Source organism: Microbacterium sp. AG790 (assembly GCF_003634765.1).
In the GTDB taxonomy this organism is placed as follows: Bacteria; Actinomycetota; Actinomycetes; order Actinomycetales; family Microbacteriaceae; genus Microbacterium.
In genome coordinates this window covers 429613-450736 of the sequence record NZ_RBWZ01000006.1, presented here as the reverse complement: position 1 = coordinate 450736, position 21124 = coordinate 429613, and the positions used below count along the sequence as shown (strand labels likewise).

The following is a 21124-nucleotide window of genomic DNA, read 5'->3' as shown; positions in this document are numbered from 1 at the left end:
CCGCCCCGGGGGCTCCGTGTCAGGCCGGGTCGCTGTCGGCCGACGCGCCGCGCAGCTGGCGCACGCGGTTCACGGTGAACCAGACGAGGGCCGTCGCCGCGACCGCGATCACCGCGTACTGCAGCACACCCGCGTACTCCTCGACGATGTGCCACTGATCGCCCAGCAGATAGCCGGAGAGGACGAAGACGGCGTTCCAGATGAACGATCCCGCCAAGGTCAGCAGGCCGAAGCGCCACAGCGGCATGCGCGTGACGCCCGCGGGGATCGAGATGAGGCTGCGGAAGATCGGCAGCATCCGCCCGAAGAACACCGCTTTGCCCCCGTGGCGCTGGAACCACGCGACGGTGCGGTCGACGTCATCGACCTTCAGCAGCGGCATCCGTCGCACGAGCGCGCGGAGGCGATCGATGCCGAGCCACGCGCCCAGGGCGTAGAGCGCGAAGGCGCCCACGACCGAGCCGGCGGTGGTCCACGCCAGCGCCTCGAACAGGGTGAACGACCCGCGGGCGGCGGCCAGGCCCGCCATCGGGAGGATGGCCTCGCTGGGAAGCGGTGGGAACAGGTTCTCGAGGGCGATCGCCAGCCCCGCGCCCGGGGCGCCGATGAGGTTCATGAGACCGACGACGGCGTCGACGAGGGTGGTGAGCCAGGAGCCGTCCGATGCCATCGCCATACGTCGACGGTAGCGAGGGCGGGTGATGAGAACCTGGGCGGATGCCGGGACACCCCACCCACGTAGACTGGTCCCTCGTGAGTGAACGCACCCTCGTCAGCCAGCTGCAGTCCCGCGAAGACGGCACCGTCTCGGTGTCCGGATGGGTGGAGACCGTCCGCGATCAGAAGAAGGTGCAGTTCGTCATCCTCCGCGACGAGACCGGCGCCGTCCAGCTCGTGAACCCCGCGACCCGTCCCGACCCGGAGGGGGCGGAGCAGGATGCCGCGGCTCTCGCGCTCACCGCGCTGATCTCGGAACTGTCCACCGGCACCTTCCTGACGGTCACCGGCGAGCTCAAGCACGACGAGCGCGTCAAGCTCGGCGGCGTCGAGATCAAGATCGCGACCCTGGAGATCGCCGCCGCGGCGTTGCCCGAGACGCCGATCGCCGCCGACAGCGGCCTCGACAAGCGCATGGACTGGCGCTTCATCGACCTGCGTCAGCGCCGCAACAACCTCGTCTTCCGCATCCAGACGACGCTCGAGCACGCGATGCGCACCTACTGGGTGGAGCGCGACTACGTCGAGATCCACTCCCCCAAGCTCATGTCGACCCCCGCCGAGGGCAACGCCGAGCTGTTCGCTCTGGAGTACTTCGGCGACCAGACGGCCTACCTCGCGCAGAGCCCGCAGCACTTCAAGCAGATGGCGCAGGCCGCCGGCTTCGGCAAGGTGTTCGAGATCGGCGACGTCTTCCGCGCCGACCCGAGCTTCACGAGCCGCCACGCGACCGAGTTCACCTCGATCGACGCCGAGATCAGCTGGATCGACTCCTACGAAGACGTGGCCGCGATGCAGGAGGAGCTGCTCGCCGCCGCCTTCCAGGCCGTCAAGGACAAGCACGGCGACGAGATCGCCGAGCTGTTCGGCATCGACGTCGTCGTGCCGACGCTCCCTTTCCCGCGGATTCCGCTCGCCGAGGCGCGCGAGATCGTCAAGGCCCGCGGCTACGACATCCCCCGCACCGACGGCGACCTCGACCCCGAGGGCGAGCGTCAGATCTCGGCCCACGTGCGTGAGACCTACGGGCACCAGTTCGTGTTCATCACCGACTACCACCCCGAGATCCGCCCGTTCTACCACATGCGCAACCCCGAGACCGGGCTCACGAACAGCTACGACCTGCTGTTCCAGGGCACCGAGATCACCACGGGCGCACAGCGCGAGCACCGCATCGAGGTTCTGGAGGCCCAAGCGCTCGAGAAGGGCCTGTCGCTGGAGGGGCTCGAGCACTACCTCGACTTCTTCCGCTACGGCATCCCGCCCCACGGCGGCTTCGGCATGGGCCTCGCGCGCGTGCTGATGCTCATGCTCGGCCAGGACTCGATCCGCGAGGTGACGTTCCTCTTCCGCGGGCCGACGCGCCTCGCCCCCTGACCGACAGCCCGCGCCGGATGCCCCTCGCACCCCGGCGCTGCGCCTAGCCTGGATGCTCCCCCACCGAAGGAGACCTCCATGTGGGACAACTGGCTCGAACTCGCCATCGCCGTGGCCATCGCGGTGGTCGCCGCGCTGCTGTTCACCGTCGCGATCACGCTGATCGTTCGCCTGATGGCACGGCGCGCCGACTGGCCGACGCGCCTCATCCGGCACGGCCGACGGCCGTTCCGCGTGCTCATCCTGGTGTTCGCGCTGTGGATCGCGGTCGCGGTGGTCGCTCCCGGCGACGCCACATGGATGCCGCTGGCCAGCCAGCTCTTCACGATCGCCTCGATCCTCGCCAGCGCCTGGCTGCTCGCCGGGGTGGTCGCCTTCGCCGGCGACCTCGCGCTCGGACGCTACCGCATCGACGTCCCGAACAACCGGGTCGCCCGGCGGATCAGGACCCAGGTCCTCATCCTGCGCCGGCTGGCCATCGCGTTGATCGTCATCATCGCGATCGGTGCGATGCTCCTGACCTTCCCCGCCGTCCGCGCCGTCGGCGCGAGTGTGCTCGCCTCGGCCGGCATCGCCTCGGTCGTCGCGGGACTGGCCGCGCAGTCGGTGCTGGCTAACATCTTCGCCGGAGTGCAGCTCGTCTTCAGCGATGCGCTGCGCGTGGACGACGTCGTCGTGGTGGAGGGAGAGTGGGGCCGGATCGGGGAGATCACGCTCAGCTACGTCGTCGTCGACATCTGGGACGACCGCCGGCTCGTGCTTCCCTGCACGTACTTCACCACCAAGCCGTTCCAGAACTGGACGCGCACCGGCAGCGAGCTGCTGGGTTCCGTCGAGCTCGACCTGGACTGGCGCGTGTCGCCGGCGCGCATGCGCGAGGAGCTCGCGCGGGTTCTCGATCAGACTCCGCTGTGGGACCGGCGCGCGTCTGTTCTGCAGGTCACCGATGCGACGAACGGATTCGTCCGCGTGCGGGTGCTGGTCACGGCGATCGATGCGCCGACGCTGTTCGACCTGCGCTGCTACGTGCGCGAGCACCTGGTCGACTGGGTGCAACGTGAGACGCCCGGGGCTCTCCCGGTGCAGCGTGTGCTGATCGAGGATGCCGAGACCCCGCCGGCCGCATCGGCACAGCACGATGCCGCCCCCGACACCGGCTCGACCGGACTGTTCACCGGATCCCCCGAGGCGGAACAGCGCGCCCGCGCGTTCACGCAGGCGATCCCCATCGTCCCCGGCGCCGCCGACGACGGCGCCGAGCGCCCCGCCTGACGAGTTGCCCCCGCGCGTCGCGGGGGTCGCATGCCGCCGGACGAATCCCTCAGGGCGTAGCCTGACCGAGTGCCTCACGCGGATGACATGACGACTTCCCCCATCCGACCCGCCACCGACGCCACCGAGAAGGTGCGCGCCGCACGCGATCACCTGTTCGCGCACCGCGACGACTACGACGGCGCCGTGTCCGGCTTCGCCTGGCCGGCGCTGTCCGCCTTCAACTTCGCACTGGAATGGTTCGACGTGGTCGCCGGCGAGCACCCCGACCGCGCCGCCGTCACGATCGTCGACGCCGACCTCACGGCGCGCTCGTGGAGCTACGGCGAGCTCTCCCGCCGCTCCGACGCCGTCGCCGTCTGGCTCGCACAGCAGGGACTCCAGCGCGGCGATCACGTCATTCTGATGCTCGGCAACACGATCGAGCTGTGGGAGGTCATGCTCGGCCTCACCAAGCTCGGCGCCGTCGCCATCCCCACCACGACCCTCCTCTCGTCCGACGATCTCGCCTACCGCATCGCGCACAGCGGCGCCCGCGCGGTCATCGCCCCGGGTGAGACGGCGAGCGCGGTGGATGCCGCGACCGCCGGCATCCTGCGCATCGCCGTCGGGGTCGACGCGCCGGCGGGCTGGGTCTCGTTCGACGGCTCGCGTGCGGTCACGGCGGCGTTCGTCCCGCCGGGGCCGACACCGGCCGACGACCTCAATCTGCTGTACTTCACCTCCGGCACCACCTCCGCCACCCCGAAGCTCGTGCGGCACACGCACGTCTCCTACCCGGTGGGCCACCTCTCGACGCTCTGGTGGCTGGGGCTGCGCCCCGGCGACGTCCACATGAACATCTCCTCGCCCGGCTGGGGCAAGCACGCCTGGAGCAACTTCTTCGCGCCTTTCCTCGCCGAGGCGACGGTGTTCGTCTACACATACGATCGCTTCGACGCCGCCACCCTCATGCAGGTGATGGACACCCACCAAGTGACGACCTTCTGCGCCCCGCCGACGGTGTGGCGGATGCTGATCCAGGCCGACCTCGGCCTGCTCACGAAGCCGCCCCGCGAGCTACTGGGGGCCGGGGAGCCGCTGAACCCCGAGGTGATCTCGCGGGTGCGCGCCGCCTGGGGCCCGACGATCCGCGACGGATACGGTCAGACCGAGATGACGTGCGCGATCGGAAACTCACCGGGCCAGGTGGTCAAGGACGGGTCGATGGGACGGCCTCTGCCCGGCTACCCCGTTGTGCTCGTCGATCCCGAGACCGGCGAACGCGGCGTGGACGAGGGCGAGATCTGCCTCGACGTGTCCACGCCCATCCTGGGGCTGATGGACGGGTATCACGATGCCCCGGAGCGCACTGCTCGCGCCCTGCACGACGGGCTGTACCACACCGGCGACATCGCGTCCCGCGACGAGGACGGTTACCTCTCGTATGTCGGGCGCAGCGATGACGTGTTCAAGGCCTCCGACTACAAGATCTCGCCGTTCGAGCTCGAGTCGGTGCTGCTGGAGCACCCGGCGGTGACCGAGGCCGCCGTGGTGCCCAGTCCCGATCCGCTTCGCCTCGCGGTGCCGAAGGCCTTCGTGCGCTTGAGCGCAGCGGCCGCCGGCGACCCGCGCGCCGCTGCCGGCGAGATCTTCGCGCATGCGCGCGCCCGCCTGTCGGCCTACCAGCGCGTGCGTCGTCTGGAGTTCGTGGAGGAGCTCCCGAAGACGATCTCGGGCAAGATCCGCCGCGTCGAGTTGCGCGCGGCCGAAGCCGCATCGGTCGAACGGCCCGCCGGCGAGTTCAGCGACCGCGACTTCCGCTGAGGCGCCGGCTCAGATCTCCACGTCGACGGCGACCCGCTCGGCGCGGATCGTGCCGATGAACGCCGCGACGTCCTCGTGGGCGGGGTGCACCTGATACGCGTCGAGACCCGCGACGTCGTCGAAGTCGGCGACGAGCACGAGATCCCAGTTCTGGCCGGGGAAGAGGATGTTGGCGCCCGCGCTCATCGCCCGCAGCGTCGGCACCACGCCCGCGAGGGCGTTGAGCCTGCGGGCCGCCTCCGCGGCGTGCGCGGCACGGTCGGCCGCATCGGCGGCGGCCATGCGGAAGGCGACGACATGGCGAAGGGTCATCGGGACGTGTCCTCTCGGTGGGGGGCGGCGAGCGCGGTGCGAAGGCGCTCGGGCGAGAGACGCCAATGAGCGTGCAGGCGATCGTCGATCAGGACGACGGGGATCTTCTCCCACCACTGCGCGTACAGCGCGGGGTCATCCATGATCGACAGCTCCTGGACGTCGACGGCGTCTTCGGGCAGGTCAGCGACCACGCTCTCCACGATCTCCCGTGCGACATCGCACAGATGGCAGTCCGGTTTGGAGATGATCGTGAGGGTGGTCACGGCATCCATTCTGCCGGAGAACACGAAGCGCCCATCCCGGATCGATGATCTCGGAGACAGGCGCTCGGTGTCGTTTGCAGCGTGCCGCGACGAATTACTTCTTGTTGCGGCGCTGGTGGCGAGTCTTGCGAAGCAGCTTGCGGTGCTTCTTCTTCGCCATGCGCTTGCGGCGCTTCTTGATGACAGAACCCACGGAAAACCTCACTATGTCAGGGGTCTGGACGCGGGTGGCCGCGTCCGGGAACGGGCATCTCGAAAAATGCCCTCGGATCAGTCTAGCCGACGTCGGCGATAGGACGTTGCACGGCCTCGGTGACGGCCGTCTCGGGCACGCGGTAACTGCGACCGAACCGCACGGCCGGCAGCTCGCCGGCGTGCACCAGGCGGTACACGGTCATCTTCGACACGCGCATGATCTCGGCCACTTCCGCGACCGTCAGAAAACGCACGTCAGAAAGGTCCGGCATCCCATTCCCCCACCGATACCCGATGCGGTGCCTCCGCATTGCTGTGAACCAACATTAGGGTCTCTGTGCGCCGCATGTAAACCCGTGTGATCGGTGTGACTCGTGTGTTCACCGACCGGGGAAGCGCTTGAAGGCGTTGTCCCACGCATGCTTCGCGGATGCCGCCGCACGCCCGACCAGGTCGGCCGCCGCGACCGCGGGCTCGGGAAGCGTCGAGGGGCCCGCAGGAGCGGGGAGAAGATCTTCGTCCAAGAAGGGGACGAGCCAGTCATCGACCGCGTCCAGCGGCGCCGGCGACAGGCTGTAATAGCGGTGCTGACCCTCTTCGCGCACCGTCACCAACTCCGCCTCACGGAGCACCTTGAGGTGCTTGGAGACCGTCGGCTGGCTGACGCCCAGGTCGGTGACGATGTGGGACACGCTCGTGCCATGCTCGCCCGCCGACGCGCGCTCGCGCAGAAGCTGCAGAATGTCCCGACGGGTACCGTCGGCGATCACGTCGAAGATGTCCGCCATGACGATAGGTTAGCCCGCGTCGCGGCGCGGAGTACCATGTCAACGGTTCTTCGTCAGAGAGGGGCGGACCATGACGGGCGACACCGCGGGTGCCCGTGCATGGCGCTCCCTGCGCACCTCATTCGCAGCCACCCGTGATCGACTGCGTGACGCGACGACGGCCTCGCCGTCGCGGTTCGCCGTCGGCATCTTCCTCGCGCTGATCCTGCTGTTCACCGCACTGTTCTCGCTGCCCGCGGCATCCGCCGACGGTCGGGTCACGCCGTTCGCCGATGCCCTGTTCACCGCGGTGTCGACGATCTGCGTGACGGGGCTTTCGACCGTCAACATGGGGACGCACTGGAGCGCGTTCGGTCACCTGATCGTCTACATCGGCGTGAACGTGGGCGCGATGGGGGTGCTGACCCTGGCATCCATTCTGGGCCTGGTGATCTCCAAGCGCCTGGGCCTGCGGGCGAAGCTGATCGCCGCCGGCGACACGAACCCCCTGCGCGCCCACGGCGGACCCGTCAACGAAGGCCAGGCGGTGCGCCTGGGCGAGGTCGGCCAGCTCCTGGCCACCGTGGCGTTGTCGACCCTCGTGATCGAGGCGGGACTCGCGGTGCTGCTGTATCCGTCGCTGCTCGCGAGCGGTGTCGATCCGTTGAGCGCACTGTGGGAGGCGCCGTACTACGCGGCGATGTCGTTCACGAACACGGGCTTCTCCCCCAACGCCGAGGGCATCGCGCCGTTCGCGACCAACTACCTGTTCCTCACGCTGCTCATGGCGGGCGTCTTCCTCGGCTCGATCGGCTTCCCCGTCATCTTCGCCCTGTGGCGCCACCACCTGCACGTGCGCCGCTGGTCGCTGCACGCGAAGCTGACCCTCATCACGACGGTGATCCTCTTCGTCCTCGGCGCGGCCGTCTTCCTGTCGCTCGAGTACGACAATCCCAAGACGTTCGGCGGGATGGATGCCTGGGACACCACCTTCCAGGCGTTCTTCCTGTCCGCGATGACCCGCTCGGGCGGCTTCTCGATCGTCGACATCGGCGAACTGCACGGATCGTCGTTGGTCGTCGGCTCGATGCTCATGTTCATCGGCGGCGGCTCGGCATCCACGGCCGGCGGCATCAAGGTGACCACGCTCGCCGTGCTCGCCCTCGCCGTGTGGTCCGAGGCGAAGGGACGCCCGAGCGTGCAGGCCTTCGGCCGCCGCATCCCCAGCGACGTGCAGCGGGTCGCCCTCTCGGTCGTCGCGTGGGGCGCGACGATCGTCGCGGTCTCGACCATCACGATCGCCCAGATCACCCGGTATCCGGTGGAGTACGTGCTCTTCGACGTCGTCTCGGGGTTCGCCACCGTGGGGCTGTCCACCGGCATCACGCAGGACCTTCCCGACGCCGCCGTGTACGTGATGGCGGCGACGATGTTCATGGGGCGCGTGGGTACCGTCACTCTCGCCGCGGCCGTCGCCGCGACGAACCGATCGCAGCACTACTCGCTGCCCGTCGAAAGGCCGATCGTTGGTTGAGCAGATCCGGAGCGATGCTCCCGTCCTGGTGATCGGCCTCGGCCGTTTCGGAGCCGCGTGCGCCGGCGAACTCGACCGCCTCGATCGCGAAGTCCTCGCGATCGACGACAACCTCGAGCTCGTGCAGAAATGGTCCGAGCGGGTCACCCACACGGTGCAGGCCGACGCCAAGAACATCGAGGCGCTCAAGCAGATCGGCGCCCAGGACTTCCAGGTGGCCGTCGTCGCCGTCGGCTCGTCGATCGAGGCTTCGGTGCTCATCACGGCGAACCTCGTCGATCTGAAGGTGCCGCAGATCTGGGCCAAGGCCGTCTCGCAGAGCCACGGCAAGATCCTCGCCCGCGTCGGCGCGAATCACGTCATCTACCCCGAGCGCGAGGCGGGCGAGCGCGTCGCGCACCTGGTGAGCGGCCGGATGCTCGACTTCATCCGCTTCGACGACGACTTCGTGCTCGCCAAGATGTATCCGCCGAAGTTCATCCGCGGCATCGGTCTGAACGAATCGGGCGTTCGCACCAAATACAGCGTCACCGTGGTCGGGGTGAAGAGCCCCGGCAAGCCGTTCCGCTACGCCGAGGCCGACACCGTGGTCACCAACCACGACCTGATCATCGTGTCGGGCACCAACAGCGACATCGAGCGTTTCGCCTCGCTCGACCGCTGACCGCGGCACCCGCGGCCGCCGCGCCCGCCGCGCCCGCGAGAAACCATCTGCGGCGCGAGAAACCCTGCCGCGCGTGGTTTCTCGGCTCGCCGGTGGTTTCTCGCCGGCGCACGGGGGCTCCTCCCCAGGCGGCGCGGGAGGGGATGGCCGCGGGAAGGGTGGGGATGAGACCGCGGCGGCGCGGGCGGCGGGGCATGATCTGCGGATGCCGCACCTGCCGACGGACCGTGCCACCACCCGGCCACCGCTTCCGCTCGTCACCTCCGCCGAGGCCCGCGTGCTGCGGTTGGCGGTGGCCGGCCCCGGCTTCGTGCGGGTGCGCCGCGGCGTGTACGTGGATGCCGCCGCGGCGGCGCGGCTGGCACCGTGGCAGCGGTATGCGCTGCGGGTGCACGCCTTCGCGCTCGTCCACCCGGATGCCGTGCTGTGCCTGGAGTCCGCCGCGGTGCTGCTCGGCCTGCCGCTGTTCGGCGAGGCGCGCGACATCCACGTGTTCGATCCTGACCGCACGGCGTCGCGACGGTTCGGCGACGTGTGCGTGCACACCAGCACGGACGCGCGGGAGGTCGTGCGCGTCGACGGCATCCTGTGCACGTCGCCGACAGATGCCGTCATCGATCTCGCCCGCGTGCTCCCGCCCGCGCAGGCGCTCGCCGTCGTGGATGCCGCGATCTCGCCCCGGCAGGGCGGCGTGCTCGTCGTCGACGACCTCCGGGAGCGGGCCGCGTCGCAGGCTTCCCGCCGGGGCGTCACGCGGTTGGCGTGGGCCTGGGCCCACGCGGATGCGCGCGCCGAGTCGCCCGGCGAGAGCGTGAGCCGCGCCGTCATCCGCTGGTGCGGCTTCGAAGACCCGGTGCTGCAGGCCGAGTTCCGCTACGAGGGGGTCACGGACCGCGCGGACTTCCTGTTCCCGTCGAGCCGCACGGTGGGCGAGAGCGACGGCTGGGGCAAGTACGGCATCGACGACGGCGACGCGCCCGCGACGGCCGCGCGGCGTTTCCGCGACGAGAAGCGCCGCGAGGACCGTCTGCGCCGCGCGGGGCATCCGGTCGCACGCTGGGAGATGGCGGACGCGGTGCGGGTCGAGCCGTTGGCGACCGCCCTGCAGCGCGCGGCCGTCCGGCTCGTCCGCCCGCGGGACCGGGCCGGACTGGCGAGTCTGCGCCAGACGTCCCGCGCTCTCCCTCACCGACCGCAGTGAGAAACCACAACGGCGACGACACACACCTGAAGTGGTGGTTTCTCGTGCCGAAGGTGGTTTCTCGCGGGCGGGCGGGCGAAGCGGGCGGGCGGGCGGGCGGGGTCAGGCGCCGGCGGCCATCTCCTTGGCGCGGGCGAGGGCGGCGTCGGTCGCCTCGGCGAACACGCCGTCCAGGCGGGCGCCCTGCAGTACCGCGATCGCCCGCTCGGTGGTGCCCTTGGGGCTGGTGACGCGCCGCCGCAGCTCGGCGGGGTCCTCCCCCGTGGCATCCAGCAGCGCCGCGGCGCCGATGAAGGTCTGCTCGGCCATCAGGCGCGCGTCGGCGTCGGAGAAGCCCTTGCCGCGCGCGGCCTCGGTGAGCTCCTCGACCAGCAGGAAGAAGTAGGCCGGACCCGACCCCGAGATCGTCGACAGGGCGTCGATCTGCGACTCGGGCACCTCGATGACCGCCCCGCACGTCTCGAACAGCCGGCGCACCAGTGCGAGCTCGTCCGCGGATGCCGTGGGGCCCGCCGACAGGCCGGTCACCGCCTTGCCGACCACCGCGGGGGTGTTCGGCATGGAGCGGATCACCGAGACATCCTCGCCCACGATGGACGCGAATGTCGCGATCGTGACACCCGCGGCGAGGCTCACGATGATCGTCCCCGGACGCAGCACGGGCGCGATCTCGCGAAGCAGATCGGGCACCATCACGGGCTTCACGCCGATGAGCACGATGTCGGCGGCTGCGGCGGCGGCCGTGTTCGCGTCGCCGTCGGCCTCGAGCGAGAGGCTCGTGACGCCGTCGAGTCCCACCAAGGCTTCAGCGCGCGCAGCGGTGCGGTTGGTCACGGTGATCGCGGGGGCATCACCCGAGCGGACGAGACCCTGCAAGATCGCGCCTCCCATCGAGCCGGCACCGAGGATCGCGATCGAAGGGAGGGGGGAAGCCATGCCCTCATCCTCGCAGAGGAACGCACGGCGTGCAGAGAAACCACTGCCCGCGTGCTCGCCGACGGCGCCGACGTGCTCGTGCTCGGCTGCGCCGGTTTCGCCGGATTGGATGCCGAGTTGGAGCGCCGGCTGGGGGTACCCGTGATCGACGGGGTGGCCGCTGCCGTCCGGTGGGCGGAGAGCCTCGTCGCCCTCGGCAAGCGCACGAGTACGGCGGGGCCGTACGCGCCGCGAGACCGCGGAAAGGTGTGGTCAGGTCCGCCCCTCGGCGCTCTCCGACTCTTCACCTGAAAGCCCGTTCATGACGACAGGTCGTCGGAGTAGGATGCGGTCATGACGCTCCTCGACGGCATCACCTCCCGGATCATCGACACAGAGCGCCTGCGCGTCGGCATCCTCGAACGCGTCGGCGACAACCCGGCCGCGACCGCGGACCAGACCGTGATCCTGGTGCACGGCAACGTGTCGTCGAGCCTGTTCTGGCAGGAGCTCATGCAGGATCTGCCCAGCGATCTGCGGGTCGTCGCCGTCGATCTGCGCGGGTTCGGCGATACCGAGAGCGCGCCCGTCGACGCCACGCGCGGCGTCCGCGACTTCAGCGACGACGTGTTCGCCACGCTGCAGGTGCTGGGCATCGACACGGCGCACCTCGTCGGCTGGTCCATGGGAGGAGGTGTGGTCATGCAGTACGCCATCGACCACCCCGTGCGCTCGCTCACCCTGCAGGCGCCGGTCTCGCCCTACGGCTTCGGGGGCACCCGCCGCGACGGATCGCGCGTGACCGCCGACGACGCCGGCTGCGGCGCGGGCGGCGCCAACCCCGACTTCGTGCAGCGACTCACCGACCGCGACGTGACCGACGAGGCACCGACGTCGCCGCGCAGCGTCTTCCGCTCCGGCTATGTCGCACCGGGATACACGAGCGCGCACGAGGACATCTGGGTGGAGTCGATGAACACCACCTCCACGGCCACCGGCAACTACCCCGGCGACAGCGTCGCCAGCGAGAACTGGCCCGGGTTCGCCGCCGGACGCCTGGGCGTGCTGAACACCATGGCGCCGCAGTACTTCGACACCTCGAGCATCGTGGACATCACCCCCAAGCCTCCCGTCCTCTGGGTGCGCGGCTCGGCCGACGCGATCGTCTCCGATGCCTCCTTCTTCGACATCAACCACCTCGGCGCCCTCGGGGTGATCCCGGGGTGGCCGGGCGCCGAGTCCGCACCCGCGCAGGAGATGGTGTCGCAGACCCGGGACGTGCTGGATGCCTACCGCGCGGCCGGGGGCGCCGTCACCGAACTGGTCTTCGAGGGCGTCGGCCACGCGCCGCACCTGGAGCGCCCCGCGGAGTTCCGCCGCGCCCTGCTGGAGAACATCGGCTACATCGGCCGTCGGGCCGACCCCGCCCCGCCCACCGAGGCGATCATCCTCAGCTCTTCCGACTGAGGCAGGGGGCCTTCTCAGCGACGGGCGTCGAAGAACGCGCGCAGGAGTGCCCGAGCCTCGTCCTCCAGGATACCGCCGACCACTTCGGCCCGCACCGGCAGCCGCCGGTCACGCAGCACGTCGTACACCGATCCCGCGGCGCCCGCCTTCTCGTCCCACGCGCCGAACACGACCCGGCCGACGCGGGCCTGCAGGATCGCGCCCGCGCACATCAGACACGGCTCGAGAGTCACGGTCAGCGTGCACCCCTCGAGGTTCCACGACCCGACGGATGCCGCGGCCTGCCGGAGGGCCACGACCTCCGCATGGGCGGTGGGGTCGGCGGTCGCCTCCCGCAGGTTGAGACCTTCACCGATCGCCGCGCCCCCGGCATCCACGACGACCGCGCCCACCGGGATCTCTCCCGCGTCCGCCGCGCGAGCCGCGAGGGCGAGCGCACGACGCATCGCGGTCTCGTCGTCGGAACGCACGGGCAGGCTCATGCCTTCAGCGTAGGCTGAGATCATGCGCGTGCACGTTGCCGATCACCCCCTCATCACCCACAAGCTCACCGTGCTGCGCGACGAGCGCACACCGTCTCCGGTGTTCCGACAGCTCACCGAGGAGCTGTTGACCCTGCTCGCGTATGAGGCGACCCGCGGTGTGCGCGTCGAAGAGGTCGAGATCCGGACCCCGGTGACCACCACGACCGGCGTGCGCATCTCGGAGCCGCGGCCGCTGGTGGTGCCGATCCTCCGCGCCGGCCTCGGCATGCTCGACGGCATGGTGAAGTTGCTGCCCACCGCCGAGATCGGCTTCCTGGGCATGGCGCGCAACGAGGAGACGCTGCAGCCGTACACGTACGCCGAGCGCCTTCCCGACGATCTCAGCGACCGCCAGTGCTTCGTGCTCGACCCGATGCTCGCGACCGGCGGCTCGCTCGGCGCCGCGATCGATTTCCTCTTCGCCCGCGGCGCGCAGGACGTCACCGCGATCTGCATCCTCGGCGCGCCCGAGGGCGTCGCGAAGATCGAGGAGCTCGTCGGGGACCGCGACGTGACCCTCGTGCTCGGGGCGCTCGATGAGCGCCTCAACGAGAAGGGCTACATCGTGCCCGGCCTCGGCGACGCCGGCGACCGCCTCTACGGCACGGTCTGAGCGGCTTCATCCGTCCCGTGTCGTCGCTATCGGATGCCGAGAGTGACGCAACGGGACGGACGAACGAGGCTCACAGCCACCGCCGCCGCTTGAAGATCAGGTAGAGCACGGTGGGGAAGGCCACCATCACGCCGAGAGCGACGGGGTAGCCGTACTCCCAGTGCAGCTCGGGCATCACGTCGAAGTTCATGCCGTAGACCGTGCCGATCAGCGTGGGCGCGAAGATGATCGCCGCCCACGAGGAGATCTTCTTCACCTGCTCGTTCTGCGCCAGGTTCACCTCGGTCTGCCGCCGGGAGACGAGCGCGGAGTGCACGATGAGCGCCTTGTCGAGCACCGCACGGAAGCCGTCGATGCGCTCGGTGACGCGGAGGGCATGGTCGCGGACGTCGCGCAGCCGCCGCTGCAGCTCGATGTCGACGTGGTAGGCGTCGTGGCCGCGCTGCAGCCATTCGATGATCGGGACGAGCGGGTGCGTGGCCCGCGCGAAGCGGTTCAGCTCGCCCGACAGCTCGTAGATGCGGCGGGACAGCGCATCGTCGTCCGCGTCGCCGAACAGGTCGTCCTCGATCTCGTCGATGTCGTTCTCGATGCCGGCGACCAGCGGCTCGTACTCGTCGACGACGCGGTCGAGCACGGCGTACAGCACGGCCTCCGATCCCAGCGCCAACAGTTCCGGCTGCTGCTCGAGGCGCCGCCGCACCGCTCCGAGATCGGGGGACTCGGCGTGACGGATGGTGATCACGAAGTCGGGGCCGACGAACAGGTGCAGCTCGCCGATGTCCAGCTCCTCGCGCTCGTCGTCGTAGCGGGCGGGGCGCAGCACCACGAACAGCGTGTCGCCGTAACGCTCGACCTTGGAGCGCTGGTGCCCCAGAGCCGCATCCTCGATGGCGAGCGGGTGCAGTTCGAACTCTGTCGCGACGGAGGCCAGCTCATCGTCCGACGGACGGTACAGCCCGATCCACGCGAAGCCCGTGTGGGCTTCCTGGAGGGCATAGGCCTCGTCGAGCGAGGCGGGGGTGGCAACGCGCACCCCGTCCTTGTACACGGCGTTGTCGATCAGGGTCATGGGTCTCTCCTCGTGGACACGCGGTCGCCGAGCGCCGCGGGCGGGCACGCACGAAGGATCGCGCGCACGTCGGAGCGTGCCGAGGGGACGGCACGCACGAAAACGCCGCGGGTGCGCCGGCCTCAGAACGAGAGGATGCCGGCGGCGACCACCGCGGCGCGGCTACTATCGTCTGCCATGGTGTCTCACCGCCTCTGATCGCGGCTCGTCATGGTCGGATGCACGGGGACGAGCCTCGGGGAGTATATCCCCCGAAGATGACCGGCGAGGTAGCTAGACCGGTCGCGGCCCCGGGTGACGGTGTCGTCACCCTTCGGCGCGCCGCCCGGTCTCCTGCTCCCAGAACTCCAGCTGCTGGGTGAGCGCCTTCGCCAGCTCGAACACCTGCTGCGGGGGGATGCGCACTCTCTGCACCACCCGAGCGGGCACGACCGTGACGGGCGCACCGTCGGCATCCGCCCCGGCCTGCGGAGGCCGCACGAGAGAGACGAAGTCCATCACGAACACGTCGGGCGTGTGCCACACGTTGGCGAAGTCGGCGAAGCTGCCGGCGATCACCTCCGGCGGCAGATCGATCTCAAACTGCCGGGGCATCTCATCGCTCATGTCGTGCTCCTGTTCGCCACGTCGCGGAGGCGTCGCCCCGCGGAACTCGACCGGTGCGCGTCGACCGATAGGCCGAGTCTAGGGCGCGTCCGCGCCGACGAGACGGGCGAAGGCGCTGAGGCGGGCGACACCGTCGGGAGTGCGGGGCAGGTCGTCGAGCAGCCCCGTGCCGTAGACCACGAACGCGGTGTGCTCGGCGCGCGAGATGGCCACGTTCAGACGGTTCTGCAGCAGGAGGAACTCGAGCCCTCGCGGTGCATCACGGCCGCTGGATGCCGCGAGCGACACGATCGCGACGGCAGCTTCCTGACCCTGGAACTTGTCGACCGTTCCGACCGGGATCTCCCCGAGCCCGGCCGCTGCCAGCACGGACTCGACGAGCACCTGCTGCGCATTGTACGGGGTGACGACGATCAGATCCGCGGCCGTGAGCGGTCGCGGGCGCGCCTGTTCGGATGGCGTCCACGCCCGCCCGAGGAGGTCGCGGGCGAGGGCGAGGACGGCGTCGGCCTCCTCCGGCGACTGTGTGGCGTTGCCCGCGTGGGTCAGCGGCATGGGGACGACGCCGGCCGCAACGCCGTCGAGGTGACGCCCCGAGGTGGACGGATGCGCCGCGAGTCGCCCGTCGTAGGACAGTTCGGAGACGGGAGCGGCGACCTCGGGGCGCATCCGCCGCGTCTGTGCGAGGAAGAAGCCGCGATCATCGGGGACGACCGCGACGCCGTCCATCACCCATCCGAGTGCGGAGGTGTCGACCGGCTCGGGATGGGTGCCCTGGCTCACCTGCGGCAGCTGCTGGGGATCGCCGAGCAGCAGCAGTCGCTGCGCCGCGACCGACACCGCGATGGTCGAGGCGAGCGAGAACTGTCCGGCTTCGTCGATGACGAGCAGGTCCAGACTCGCGCGGGGCACACGTCCGGGGTGGCTCAGGTCCCATGCCGTACCGCCGATGACGAACCCATCCGGGTGGGCCTGGGCGAAAGCCGCATAGCCGTCCTTCGCGATGGCGGTGAAACTCTCCGCACCGGATGCCGCGCCCTTCGTCGCCTTCGCGACGCGCTCACCCGACACCCCCGCATCGACGATGCGCGCGAGCATGTTCTCCACGACCGCGTGCGACTGCGCCACCACGCCGACGCGGTATCCCTTCTCGCGGACCAGGCGCGCGACCACGTGCGAACCGACGTAGGTCTTGCCGGTGCCCGGCGGGCCTTGCACGGCCAGATAGCTGCGGTCGAGATCGTCGACGGCGCGGGCGATCTCGTCGACCGCGTCACCGTCGCCGCGCGCGAGCGTACCCGAGCGCGTGCGCGGGACTCTGCGCAGCAGCAGGTCGGTCGCGGGGTCGAACGGGAAGTCCGCCGAGCGCAGCGGCGCCGCCTGGATGATCGTGTCGGCCCAGTGATCGATCGCCGCCTGCTGCGACCCGGCCTGAGGCGGCGCGGGCGGGGTCGAGGCGATCGGCAGCTCCTGCCAGGTGAATCCGTGGACGGAGTTCTCCTCCAGGACCATTCCGTCATCGAGGACGTCGACGACGCGGACCGACCGCGCGGCGTGGATCCATCGCGGGCTGGTGTCGATCGGGAACGGTGTCGGCAGCTCGTACAGCAGGAAGACCGATCCCCCCGCGGACAGCTTCGTTCCCGGCGCGAGGTCGCCGCGCAGCTCGAGCACCCGGCGCTGGACGCGACCGCCCTCCGGCACGTGCCAGTCGGTCAGGACCCGGCAGCGATCATGGTCGAAGACGACGACGTCGCGGGTGTCCTCCCAGATCGAGACGGGCTCCCGCAGCCGCAGGAAATGCGTCGCCCAGAACGTCTTCGCCTCGCGGGGGTAGTAGTCGATCGCCGCCGCGGCGAGCTTCAGCGCGGTGACCGCGGCCTCGTCGGGCGCGTCGTCGGTGTCGGCGACGCCCGCCATCCGCGTGAGCGCCTCGGCACGCGGCGAGGGCTCGTACGGACGCTCCGCGGCGTCGACATCGGCCGAGGGCAGGAGCTTCGCCTCCCGGGCCCGCTCCACGAGCCAGTTGCGCAAGCGCCGCGTCGAGACGCAGTCGTAGCGGTTGTAGTCGGCGAGGTCATCGAGGATGGCCGTTCCCGCGGCATCCTCCCCCGCCGCCATCAGCTCGCGCGCTTCGACGTACTTGACGATCGAATCATCGCCGCGCTGCACGTCGCTCGTGCGCACCTCGGCGCCCATGTAGAGCGGCTCGAGCTTCTTGATCGAGTACGAACGCGACCCCACACGCAGGGCGCGCCGGACGATCGGATAGAGGTCCACGAAGACGCCTTCACGCAGCAGCGTGTCGACCTCGGCCTCGCGCACCCCGTACCGCGCGGCCATCGCCAGCAGGTGCGTCGGCTCGTACGGCGCGTAGTGGTAGATGTGCATGCCGGGATGGGCGCGACGGCGCAGCGCGACCACATCCAGGAAATCCTCGAGCGCCCGCTTCTCCTCTGCGAACGAGTGCGCCCACAGTGCCGCGTACTGCTCGTCGTCGTCGACCCACCCGAACAGGTAGTCGATGCCCCACGACGCTCCCCCCGCGTCGGCGGCTTCGGTGTAGAGCGGATCGCCCTCGAAGTCGAAGAACAGGTCGCCGCGGTCGGGCCTGGGCAGCGCGCCGATCGCCTTCGGAAAGACCACCTCGAAGGTCGGCACCGGCGGCGTGTCCGCGGTCGCCGTCTCGCCCACGCCGCCTGCGGGGCTTTCCAGCTGCAGACGCGCCTGCGTGCGCAGTCCGGCGAACGTGTCGCCCGACATCAGCTCGGGAGCTTCCGTCGCGGTGGCCAGGTCGTCGATGGTGCGGATACCGGCCGCACGCAGCCGATCGCGCTGCACGGGACGCATTCCCGCGACCAACAGCAGGTCGCGGTGCGCGACCACCTCCGCATCGCACGTCGCGCACCGCCCGCACGCGACGATCCTCAGTTCGCCGCGGTCATCTCCCCACCCGATCGGGGCAGCGTCGACACCGGCCGCGATGTCACGGTCGGCGATGAGCGCGCGCAGTCGCTGCCGGCGCAACCGAAAGACGGGCATGAGGTCGCTGACGGTGTGCGTCGAGGTCGTGCCGTCGCCGAGCAGCAGTTCCACCCGGCCGCTGCGCGGCGCGCCGAGACGGTCGAGCTGGTCGGCATATGCCGCCAACTGCATCAACGCGGTCACGCGTGCGTGGCGCGCGAGCTTGGTGTCCTGGACGACCCACGGGTTCTCGGAGCCGTCGACGATGCGAGCGGGATCTTCGCGCACGAGGAAGTCGGCGAACCCGACGAACTCCGCGGTCGCGAACACCGCCTGATAGATGACCGCGACGGAGGGGTCGGCCAGCGCCGCCGAGGTCACCGCGACCGCGGCGGCGACCGCGACGGCATCCGACGATCGCGTCTCGGGCAGTTCGACGACACGTCCGGGGTACTGCGCGCGGTACAGATCGAGCTGGCGCAGCTCGTGCTGTGTGCCGAGCCGCCCGGCGCGCTCGAGGGTGAGGTCTTCGGGCTCGACGACCGCCGGCACCCGTCCGAGCTTGGCGTCGATCGCGCGCAGCCACGCGAACTCGCACTCGGCGGCTGCTTTCAGGTCGCTCGCACTCCAGACGATGCGCGCGCCGTCGCCGGTGTCCTCGATGTATCGCATGTCACCCTTCCGCCTTCGACGCTAGTCGGCGCCGCCGACATCGCCCAGCGCCGGTGCACCTGCCAGACTGGAGGGGTGAGCGAGAACCTGCCGTTCGAGAGCGCCTACCGGCACGGGTTCGCCCGGGTCGCCGCGTGCACCATCCCCGTCGCGATCGCCGACCCGGCGCGAAACGCCGAGGCGGTCATCGATGCGGCCCGCGCGCTCAGCGACGACGCCGTCGCCGTCGCCGTCTTCCCGGAGCTCTGCCTGAGCGGATACGCCATCGACGACCTCGTCATGCAGGATGCCGTGCTCGACGCCGTCGACGCCGCGATCGGCACCCTGGCCTCGGCGTCGCACGATCTGCGGCCGCTGCTGGTCGTCGGCGCGCCGCTGCTGCTGGGCGCCCGCCTCTACAACTGCGCCGTCGTGATCCACCGCGGACGCGTGCTCGGCGTCGTCCCGAAGAGCTACCCGCTGACGTACCGCGAGTTCTACGAGGCCCGCTGGTATGCCGCGGGCGCCGGCGCGCCGGCGACCGCCGTCCTGGCCGGACAGCAGGTGCCCGTCGGCACCGATCTGCTGTTCGCCGCCGACGATGTGCCGGGCCTGGTCGTGCACGCAGAGGTGTGCGAAGACATGTGGGTGCCGGTCCCGCCGTCCTCCGCTGCGGCCCTCGCCGGCGCGACGGTTCTCCTGAACCTCTCCGGCAGCCCCATCACCGTCGCGCGGGCCGATGACCGTCACCTGCTCGCGAAGTCACAGTCGTTCCGCTGCAACGCCGTCTACGCCTACGCGGCTGCGGGCCTCGGCGAGTCGACGAACGACGTGTCGTGGGACGGCCAGACGATGATCTACGAGTCCGGCGCCCTGTTGGCCGAGACCGAGCGCTTCCCGGACGGCCCGCGCAGCGCCATCGCCGACGTCGACCTCGACCGCATCCGCCAGGACCGGCTCCGGCAGGGGACGTTCGACGACAACCGACGCGCGGTCGCCCCGGCAGCGGCGGCGATGCGCACGGTGTCGTTCACGGTCGATCCCCCGGCATCCGACATCGGGCTGCGTCGCCCGCTCGACCGCTTCCCCTTCGTGCCCGACGACCCGGCACGCCTCGACCAGGACTGCTACGAAGCGTTCAGTATCCAGGTGTCCGCCCTCGCGCAGCGGATGCGCGCCATCGGGTCACCCAAGCCCGTGATCGGCGTGTCCGGGGGGCTCGACTCGACCCACGCTCTTCTCGTGGTCGCCCGCGCGATGGACCGCATGGGTCGCCCGCGCAGCGACATCCTCGCCTACACGATGCCGGGCTTCGCGACGAGCGATCACACGAAGTCGAACGCCATCGCCCTCGCCGAGGCGATCGGCGCGTCGATCCAGACGATCGACATCCGCCCCATGGCGACGGAGCTGCTGACGGGCATCGGCCACCCCTTCGCGAACGGCGAGCCCGTGTACGACGTGACGTTCGAGAACGTGCAGGCCGGGGCGCGCACCGACTTCCTGTTCCGACTCGCGAATCAGAACGGCGGATTCGTCGTGGGCACCTCCGACCTGTCGGAGCTCGCCCTGGGGTGGGCCACCTACGGCGTCGGTGACCAGATGAGCCACTACGCGGTGAACGCCGGGGTGCCCAAGACTCTCATCCAGCACCTGATCCGGTGGGTCATCGCCCACGCGGGCGAGGACGGCACGAGCCTGTCTGATGCGGCGAAGGAGGTGCTGCAGGCGGTGCTGGACACCGAGATCAGCCCCGAGCTGGTGCCCGCCGGCCAGGACGGCAAGGTGCAGTCGACCGAGGACACGATCGGACCCTACGCGTTGCACGATTTCGCGCTGCATCACGTGCTGCGCTACGGCTTCCGGCCGTCGAAGATCGTCTTTCTCGCGGAGCACGCATGGCGCGACGCGGATGCCGGGGCGTGGCCGCCGGGCTTCCCGGCATCCGACCGCTACAGCTACGACCGCGAGACGATCGTGCGCTGGCTGCGCGTCTTCCTGACGCGCTACTTCGGCTTCGCGCAGTTCAAGCGCACCGCGATCCCCAACGGGCCCAAGGTGCTTCCATCGGGGTCGCTCTCGCCGCGCGGCGACTGGCGAGCGCCCAGCGACGGCAACGCCGCGGTGTGGCTCGCCGAGCTCGACCGCGCCTTCCCGGCCGCCTGAGCCCACCCGCGCCCCGCGGCGTTCGTCCGTCCGCT

General features: G+C 70.3%; 21 protein-coding genes. 10 read left to right on the top strand and 11 right to left on the bottom strand.

Annotation, left to right across the window (positions count from 1 at the left end):
- Nucleotides 1-19 precede the first annotated feature (19 nt).
- Nucleotides 20-676 carry a DedA family protein gene (locus tag DEU37_RS02690; protein WP_121189134.1) on the bottom strand — a complete coding sequence of 219 codons (657 nt, stop codon included), beginning with the start codon at nucleotides 674-676 and terminating at the stop codon, nucleotides 20-22.
- A 77-nt stretch (nucleotides 677-753) separates the two neighbouring features.
- Here DEU37_RS02690 and aspS point away from each other — a divergent pair, with 77 nt between their 5' ends.
- From aspS to DEU37_RS02675, 3 genes are all read left to right on the top strand, one after another.
- Nucleotides 754-2094, top strand: coding sequence for an aspartate--tRNA(Asn) ligase (gene aspS, locus DEU37_RS02685; protein WP_121189133.1), 1341 nt, complete (start codon nucleotides 754-756; stop codon nucleotides 2092-2094).
- A 78-nt stretch (nucleotides 2095-2172) separates the two neighbouring features.
- The gene (locus DEU37_RS02680) at nucleotides 2173-3366 is read left to right on the top strand and encodes a mechanosensitive ion channel family protein (RefSeq protein WP_121189132.1); all 1194 of its coding nucleotides are present in this window, start codon (nucleotides 2173-2175) and stop codon (nucleotides 3364-3366) included.
- An 87-nt stretch (nucleotides 3367-3453) separates the two neighbouring features.
- Nucleotides 3454-5172 carry an AMP-binding protein gene (locus tag DEU37_RS02675; RefSeq protein WP_121189131.1) on the top strand — a complete coding sequence of 573 codons (1719 nt, stop codon included), beginning with the start codon at nucleotides 3454-3456 and terminating at the stop codon, nucleotides 5170-5172.
- Between the two features lie 9 nt (nucleotides 5173-5181).
- On the opposite strand, the gene DEU37_RS02670 is transcribed toward DEU37_RS02675, so the two are convergent.
- The 5 genes from DEU37_RS02670 to DEU37_RS02650 form a co-directional block, all read right to left on the bottom strand.
- Entirely contained in the window at nucleotides 5182-5484 is a 303-nt protein-coding gene (locus tag DEU37_RS02670; protein ID WP_121189130.1) for a Dabb family protein, read from the bottom strand.
- Entirely contained in the window at nucleotides 5481-5759 is a 279-nt protein-coding gene (locus tag DEU37_RS02665; protein WP_121189129.1) for a glutaredoxin family protein, read from the bottom strand. Before DEU37_RS02665 ends, DEU37_RS02670 begins: the two co-directional genes overlap by 4 nt.
- 85 nt (nucleotides 5760-5844) lie before the next feature.
- A complete protein-coding gene (locus DEU37_RS02660) occupies nucleotides 5845-5943 on the bottom strand; it encodes a 30S ribosomal protein bS22 (protein WP_003792170.1) in 99 nt (32 codons plus the stop codon).
- A gap of 82 nt (nucleotides 5944-6025) precedes the next feature.
- Nucleotides 6026-6217, bottom strand: coding sequence for a helix-turn-helix domain-containing protein (locus DEU37_RS02655; protein ID WP_005049784.1), 192 nt, complete (start codon nucleotides 6215-6217; stop codon nucleotides 6026-6028).
- A 108-nt stretch (nucleotides 6218-6325) separates the two neighbouring features.
- Nucleotides 6326-6733: a helix-turn-helix transcriptional regulator gene (locus tag DEU37_RS02650; protein ID WP_121189128.1), complete on the bottom strand. Its 408-nt coding sequence runs from the start codon at nucleotides 6731-6733 to the stop codon at nucleotides 6326-6328.
- A gap of 70 nt (nucleotides 6734-6803) precedes the next feature.
- Between DEU37_RS02650 and DEU37_RS02645 the strand changes: the two genes are divergently transcribed.
- The 3 genes from DEU37_RS02645 (at nucleotide 6804) to DEU37_RS02635 (ending at nucleotide 10111) form a co-directional block, all read left to right on the top strand.
- Nucleotides 6804-8246, top strand: a complete 1443-nt coding sequence (locus DEU37_RS02645; RefSeq protein ID WP_121189127.1) for a TrkH family potassium uptake protein — start codon at nucleotides 6804-6806, stop codon at nucleotides 8244-8246.
- Nucleotides 8239-8910: a TrkA family potassium uptake protein gene (locus tag DEU37_RS02640; RefSeq protein ID WP_121189126.1), complete on the top strand. Its 672-nt coding sequence runs from the start codon at nucleotides 8239-8241 to the stop codon at nucleotides 8908-8910. The genes DEU37_RS02645 and DEU37_RS02640 overlap by 8 nt, the downstream gene beginning before the upstream one ends.
- Before the next feature lie 205 nt (nucleotides 8911-9115).
- A complete protein-coding gene (locus DEU37_RS02635; protein WP_121189125.1) occupies nucleotides 9116-10111 on the top strand; it encodes a hypothetical protein in 996 nt (331 codons plus the stop codon).
- A 102-nt stretch (nucleotides 10112-10213) separates the two neighbouring features.
- Here DEU37_RS02635 and proC read toward each other — a convergent pair whose 3' ends face one another.
- Entirely contained in the window at nucleotides 10214-11047 is an 834-nt protein-coding gene (gene proC, locus DEU37_RS02630) for a pyrroline-5-carboxylate reductase (protein WP_121189124.1), read from the bottom strand.
- A gap of 51 nt (nucleotides 11048-11098) precedes the next feature.
- Between proC and DEU37_RS14970 the strand changes: the two genes are divergently transcribed.
- Entirely contained in the window at nucleotides 11099-11338 is a 240-nt protein-coding gene (locus DEU37_RS14970) for an aspartate/glutamate racemase family protein (RefSeq protein ID WP_121189123.1), read from the top strand.
- A 42-nt stretch (nucleotides 11339-11380) separates the two neighbouring features.
- Entirely contained in the window at nucleotides 11381-12493 is a 1113-nt protein-coding gene (locus tag DEU37_RS02620) for an alpha/beta hydrolase (RefSeq protein ID WP_121189122.1), read from the top strand.
- 14 nt (nucleotides 12494-12507) lie between these two features.
- On the opposite strand, the gene tadA is transcribed toward DEU37_RS02620, so the two are convergent.
- Nucleotides 12508-12975, bottom strand: a complete 468-nt coding sequence (tadA, locus tag DEU37_RS02615) for a tRNA adenosine(34) deaminase TadA (protein ID WP_121189619.1) — start codon at nucleotides 12973-12975, stop codon at nucleotides 12508-12510.
- 22 nt (nucleotides 12976-12997) lie between these two features.
- Here tadA and upp point away from each other — a divergent pair, with 22 nt between their 5' ends.
- Nucleotides 12998-13630 carry a uracil phosphoribosyltransferase gene (upp, locus tag DEU37_RS02610; protein ID WP_005049775.1) on the top strand — a complete coding sequence of 211 codons (633 nt, stop codon included), beginning with the start codon at nucleotides 12998-13000 and terminating at the stop codon, nucleotides 13628-13630.
- A 70-nt stretch (nucleotides 13631-13700) separates the two neighbouring features.
- On the opposite strand, the gene DEU37_RS02605 is transcribed toward upp, so the two are convergent.
- From DEU37_RS02605 to DEU37_RS02595, 3 genes are all read right to left on the bottom strand, one after another.
- Nucleotides 13701-14702 carry a magnesium and cobalt transport protein CorA gene (locus DEU37_RS02605; protein WP_121189121.1) on the bottom strand — a complete coding sequence of 334 codons (1002 nt, stop codon included), beginning with the start codon at nucleotides 14700-14702 and terminating at the stop codon, nucleotides 13701-13703.
- 306 nt (nucleotides 14703-15008) lie between these two features.
- Nucleotides 15009-15308: a DUF3467 domain-containing protein gene (locus tag DEU37_RS02600; protein ID WP_005049773.1), complete on the bottom strand. Its 300-nt coding sequence runs from the start codon at nucleotides 15306-15308 to the stop codon at nucleotides 15009-15011.
- Between the two features lie 78 nt (nucleotides 15309-15386).
- Nucleotides 15387-18944 carry a bifunctional RecB family nuclease/DEAD/DEAH box helicase gene (locus DEU37_RS02595; protein WP_121189120.1) on the bottom strand — a complete coding sequence of 1186 codons (3558 nt, stop codon included), beginning with the start codon at nucleotides 18942-18944 and terminating at the stop codon, nucleotides 15387-15389.
- Between the two features lie 75 nt (nucleotides 18945-19019).
- Here DEU37_RS02595 and DEU37_RS02590 point away from each other — a divergent pair, with 75 nt between their 5' ends.
- Nucleotides 19020-21089: an NAD(+) synthase gene (locus DEU37_RS02590; protein WP_121189119.1), complete on the top strand. Its 2070-nt coding sequence runs from the start codon at nucleotides 19020-19022 to the stop codon at nucleotides 21087-21089.
- Nucleotides 21090-21124: the final 35 nt, after the last annotated feature.

Coding starts and splice junctions, on each gene's coding strand:
- DEU37_RS02635 (WP_121189125.1), top strand. CDS start 9,116: ATGCCGCACCTGCCGACGGACCGTGCCACCACCCGGCCACCGCTTCCG.
- tadA (WP_121189619.1), bottom strand. CDS start 12,975: ATGAGCCTGCCCGTGCGTTCCGACGACGAGACCGCGATGCGTCGTGCG.
- DEU37_RS02690 (WP_121189134.1), bottom strand. CDS start 676: ATGGCGATGGCATCGGACGGCTCCTGGCTCACCACCCTCGTCGACGCC.
- DEU37_RS02595 (WP_121189120.1), bottom strand. CDS start 18,944: ATGCGATACATCGAGGACACCGGCGACGGCGCGCGCATCGTCTGGAGT.
- DEU37_RS02670 (WP_121189130.1), bottom strand. CDS start 5,484: ATGACCCTTCGCCATGTCGTCGCCTTCCGCATGGCCGCCGCCGATGCG.
- DEU37_RS02605 (WP_121189121.1), bottom strand. CDS start 14,702: ATGACCCTGATCGACAACGCCGTGTACAAGGACGGGGTGCGCGTTGCC.
- DEU37_RS02665 (WP_121189129.1), bottom strand. CDS start 5,759: ATGGATGCCGTGACCACCCTCACGATCATCTCCAAACCGGACTGCCAT.
- DEU37_RS02620 (WP_121189122.1), top strand. CDS start 11,381: ATGACGCTCCTCGACGGCATCACCTCCCGGATCATCGACACAGAGCGC.
- proC (WP_121189124.1), bottom strand. CDS start 11,047: ATGGCTTCCCCCCTCCCTTCGATCGCGATCCTCGGTGCCGGCTCGATG.
- DEU37_RS02600 (WP_005049773.1), bottom strand. CDS start 15,308: ATGAGCGATGAGATGCCCCGGCAGTTTGAGATCGATCTGCCGCCGGAG.
- upp (WP_005049775.1), top strand. CDS start 12,998: ATGCGCGTGCACGTTGCCGATCACCCCCTCATCACCCACAAGCTCACC.
- DEU37_RS02655 (WP_005049784.1), bottom strand. CDS start 6,217: ATGCCGGACCTTTCTGACGTGCGTTTTCTGACGGTCGCGGAAGTGGCC.
- DEU37_RS02675 (WP_121189131.1), top strand. CDS start 3,454: ATGACGACTTCCCCCATCCGACCCGCCACCGACGCCACCGAGAAGGTG.
- DEU37_RS02645 (WP_121189127.1), top strand. CDS start 6,804: ATGACGGGCGACACCGCGGGTGCCCGTGCATGGCGCTCCCTGCGCACC.
- DEU37_RS02680 (WP_121189132.1), top strand. CDS start 2,173: ATGTGGGACAACTGGCTCGAACTCGCCATCGCCGTGGCCATCGCGGTG.
- DEU37_RS02650 (WP_121189128.1), bottom strand. CDS start 6,733: ATGGCGGACATCTTCGACGTGATCGCCGACGGTACCCGTCGGGACATT.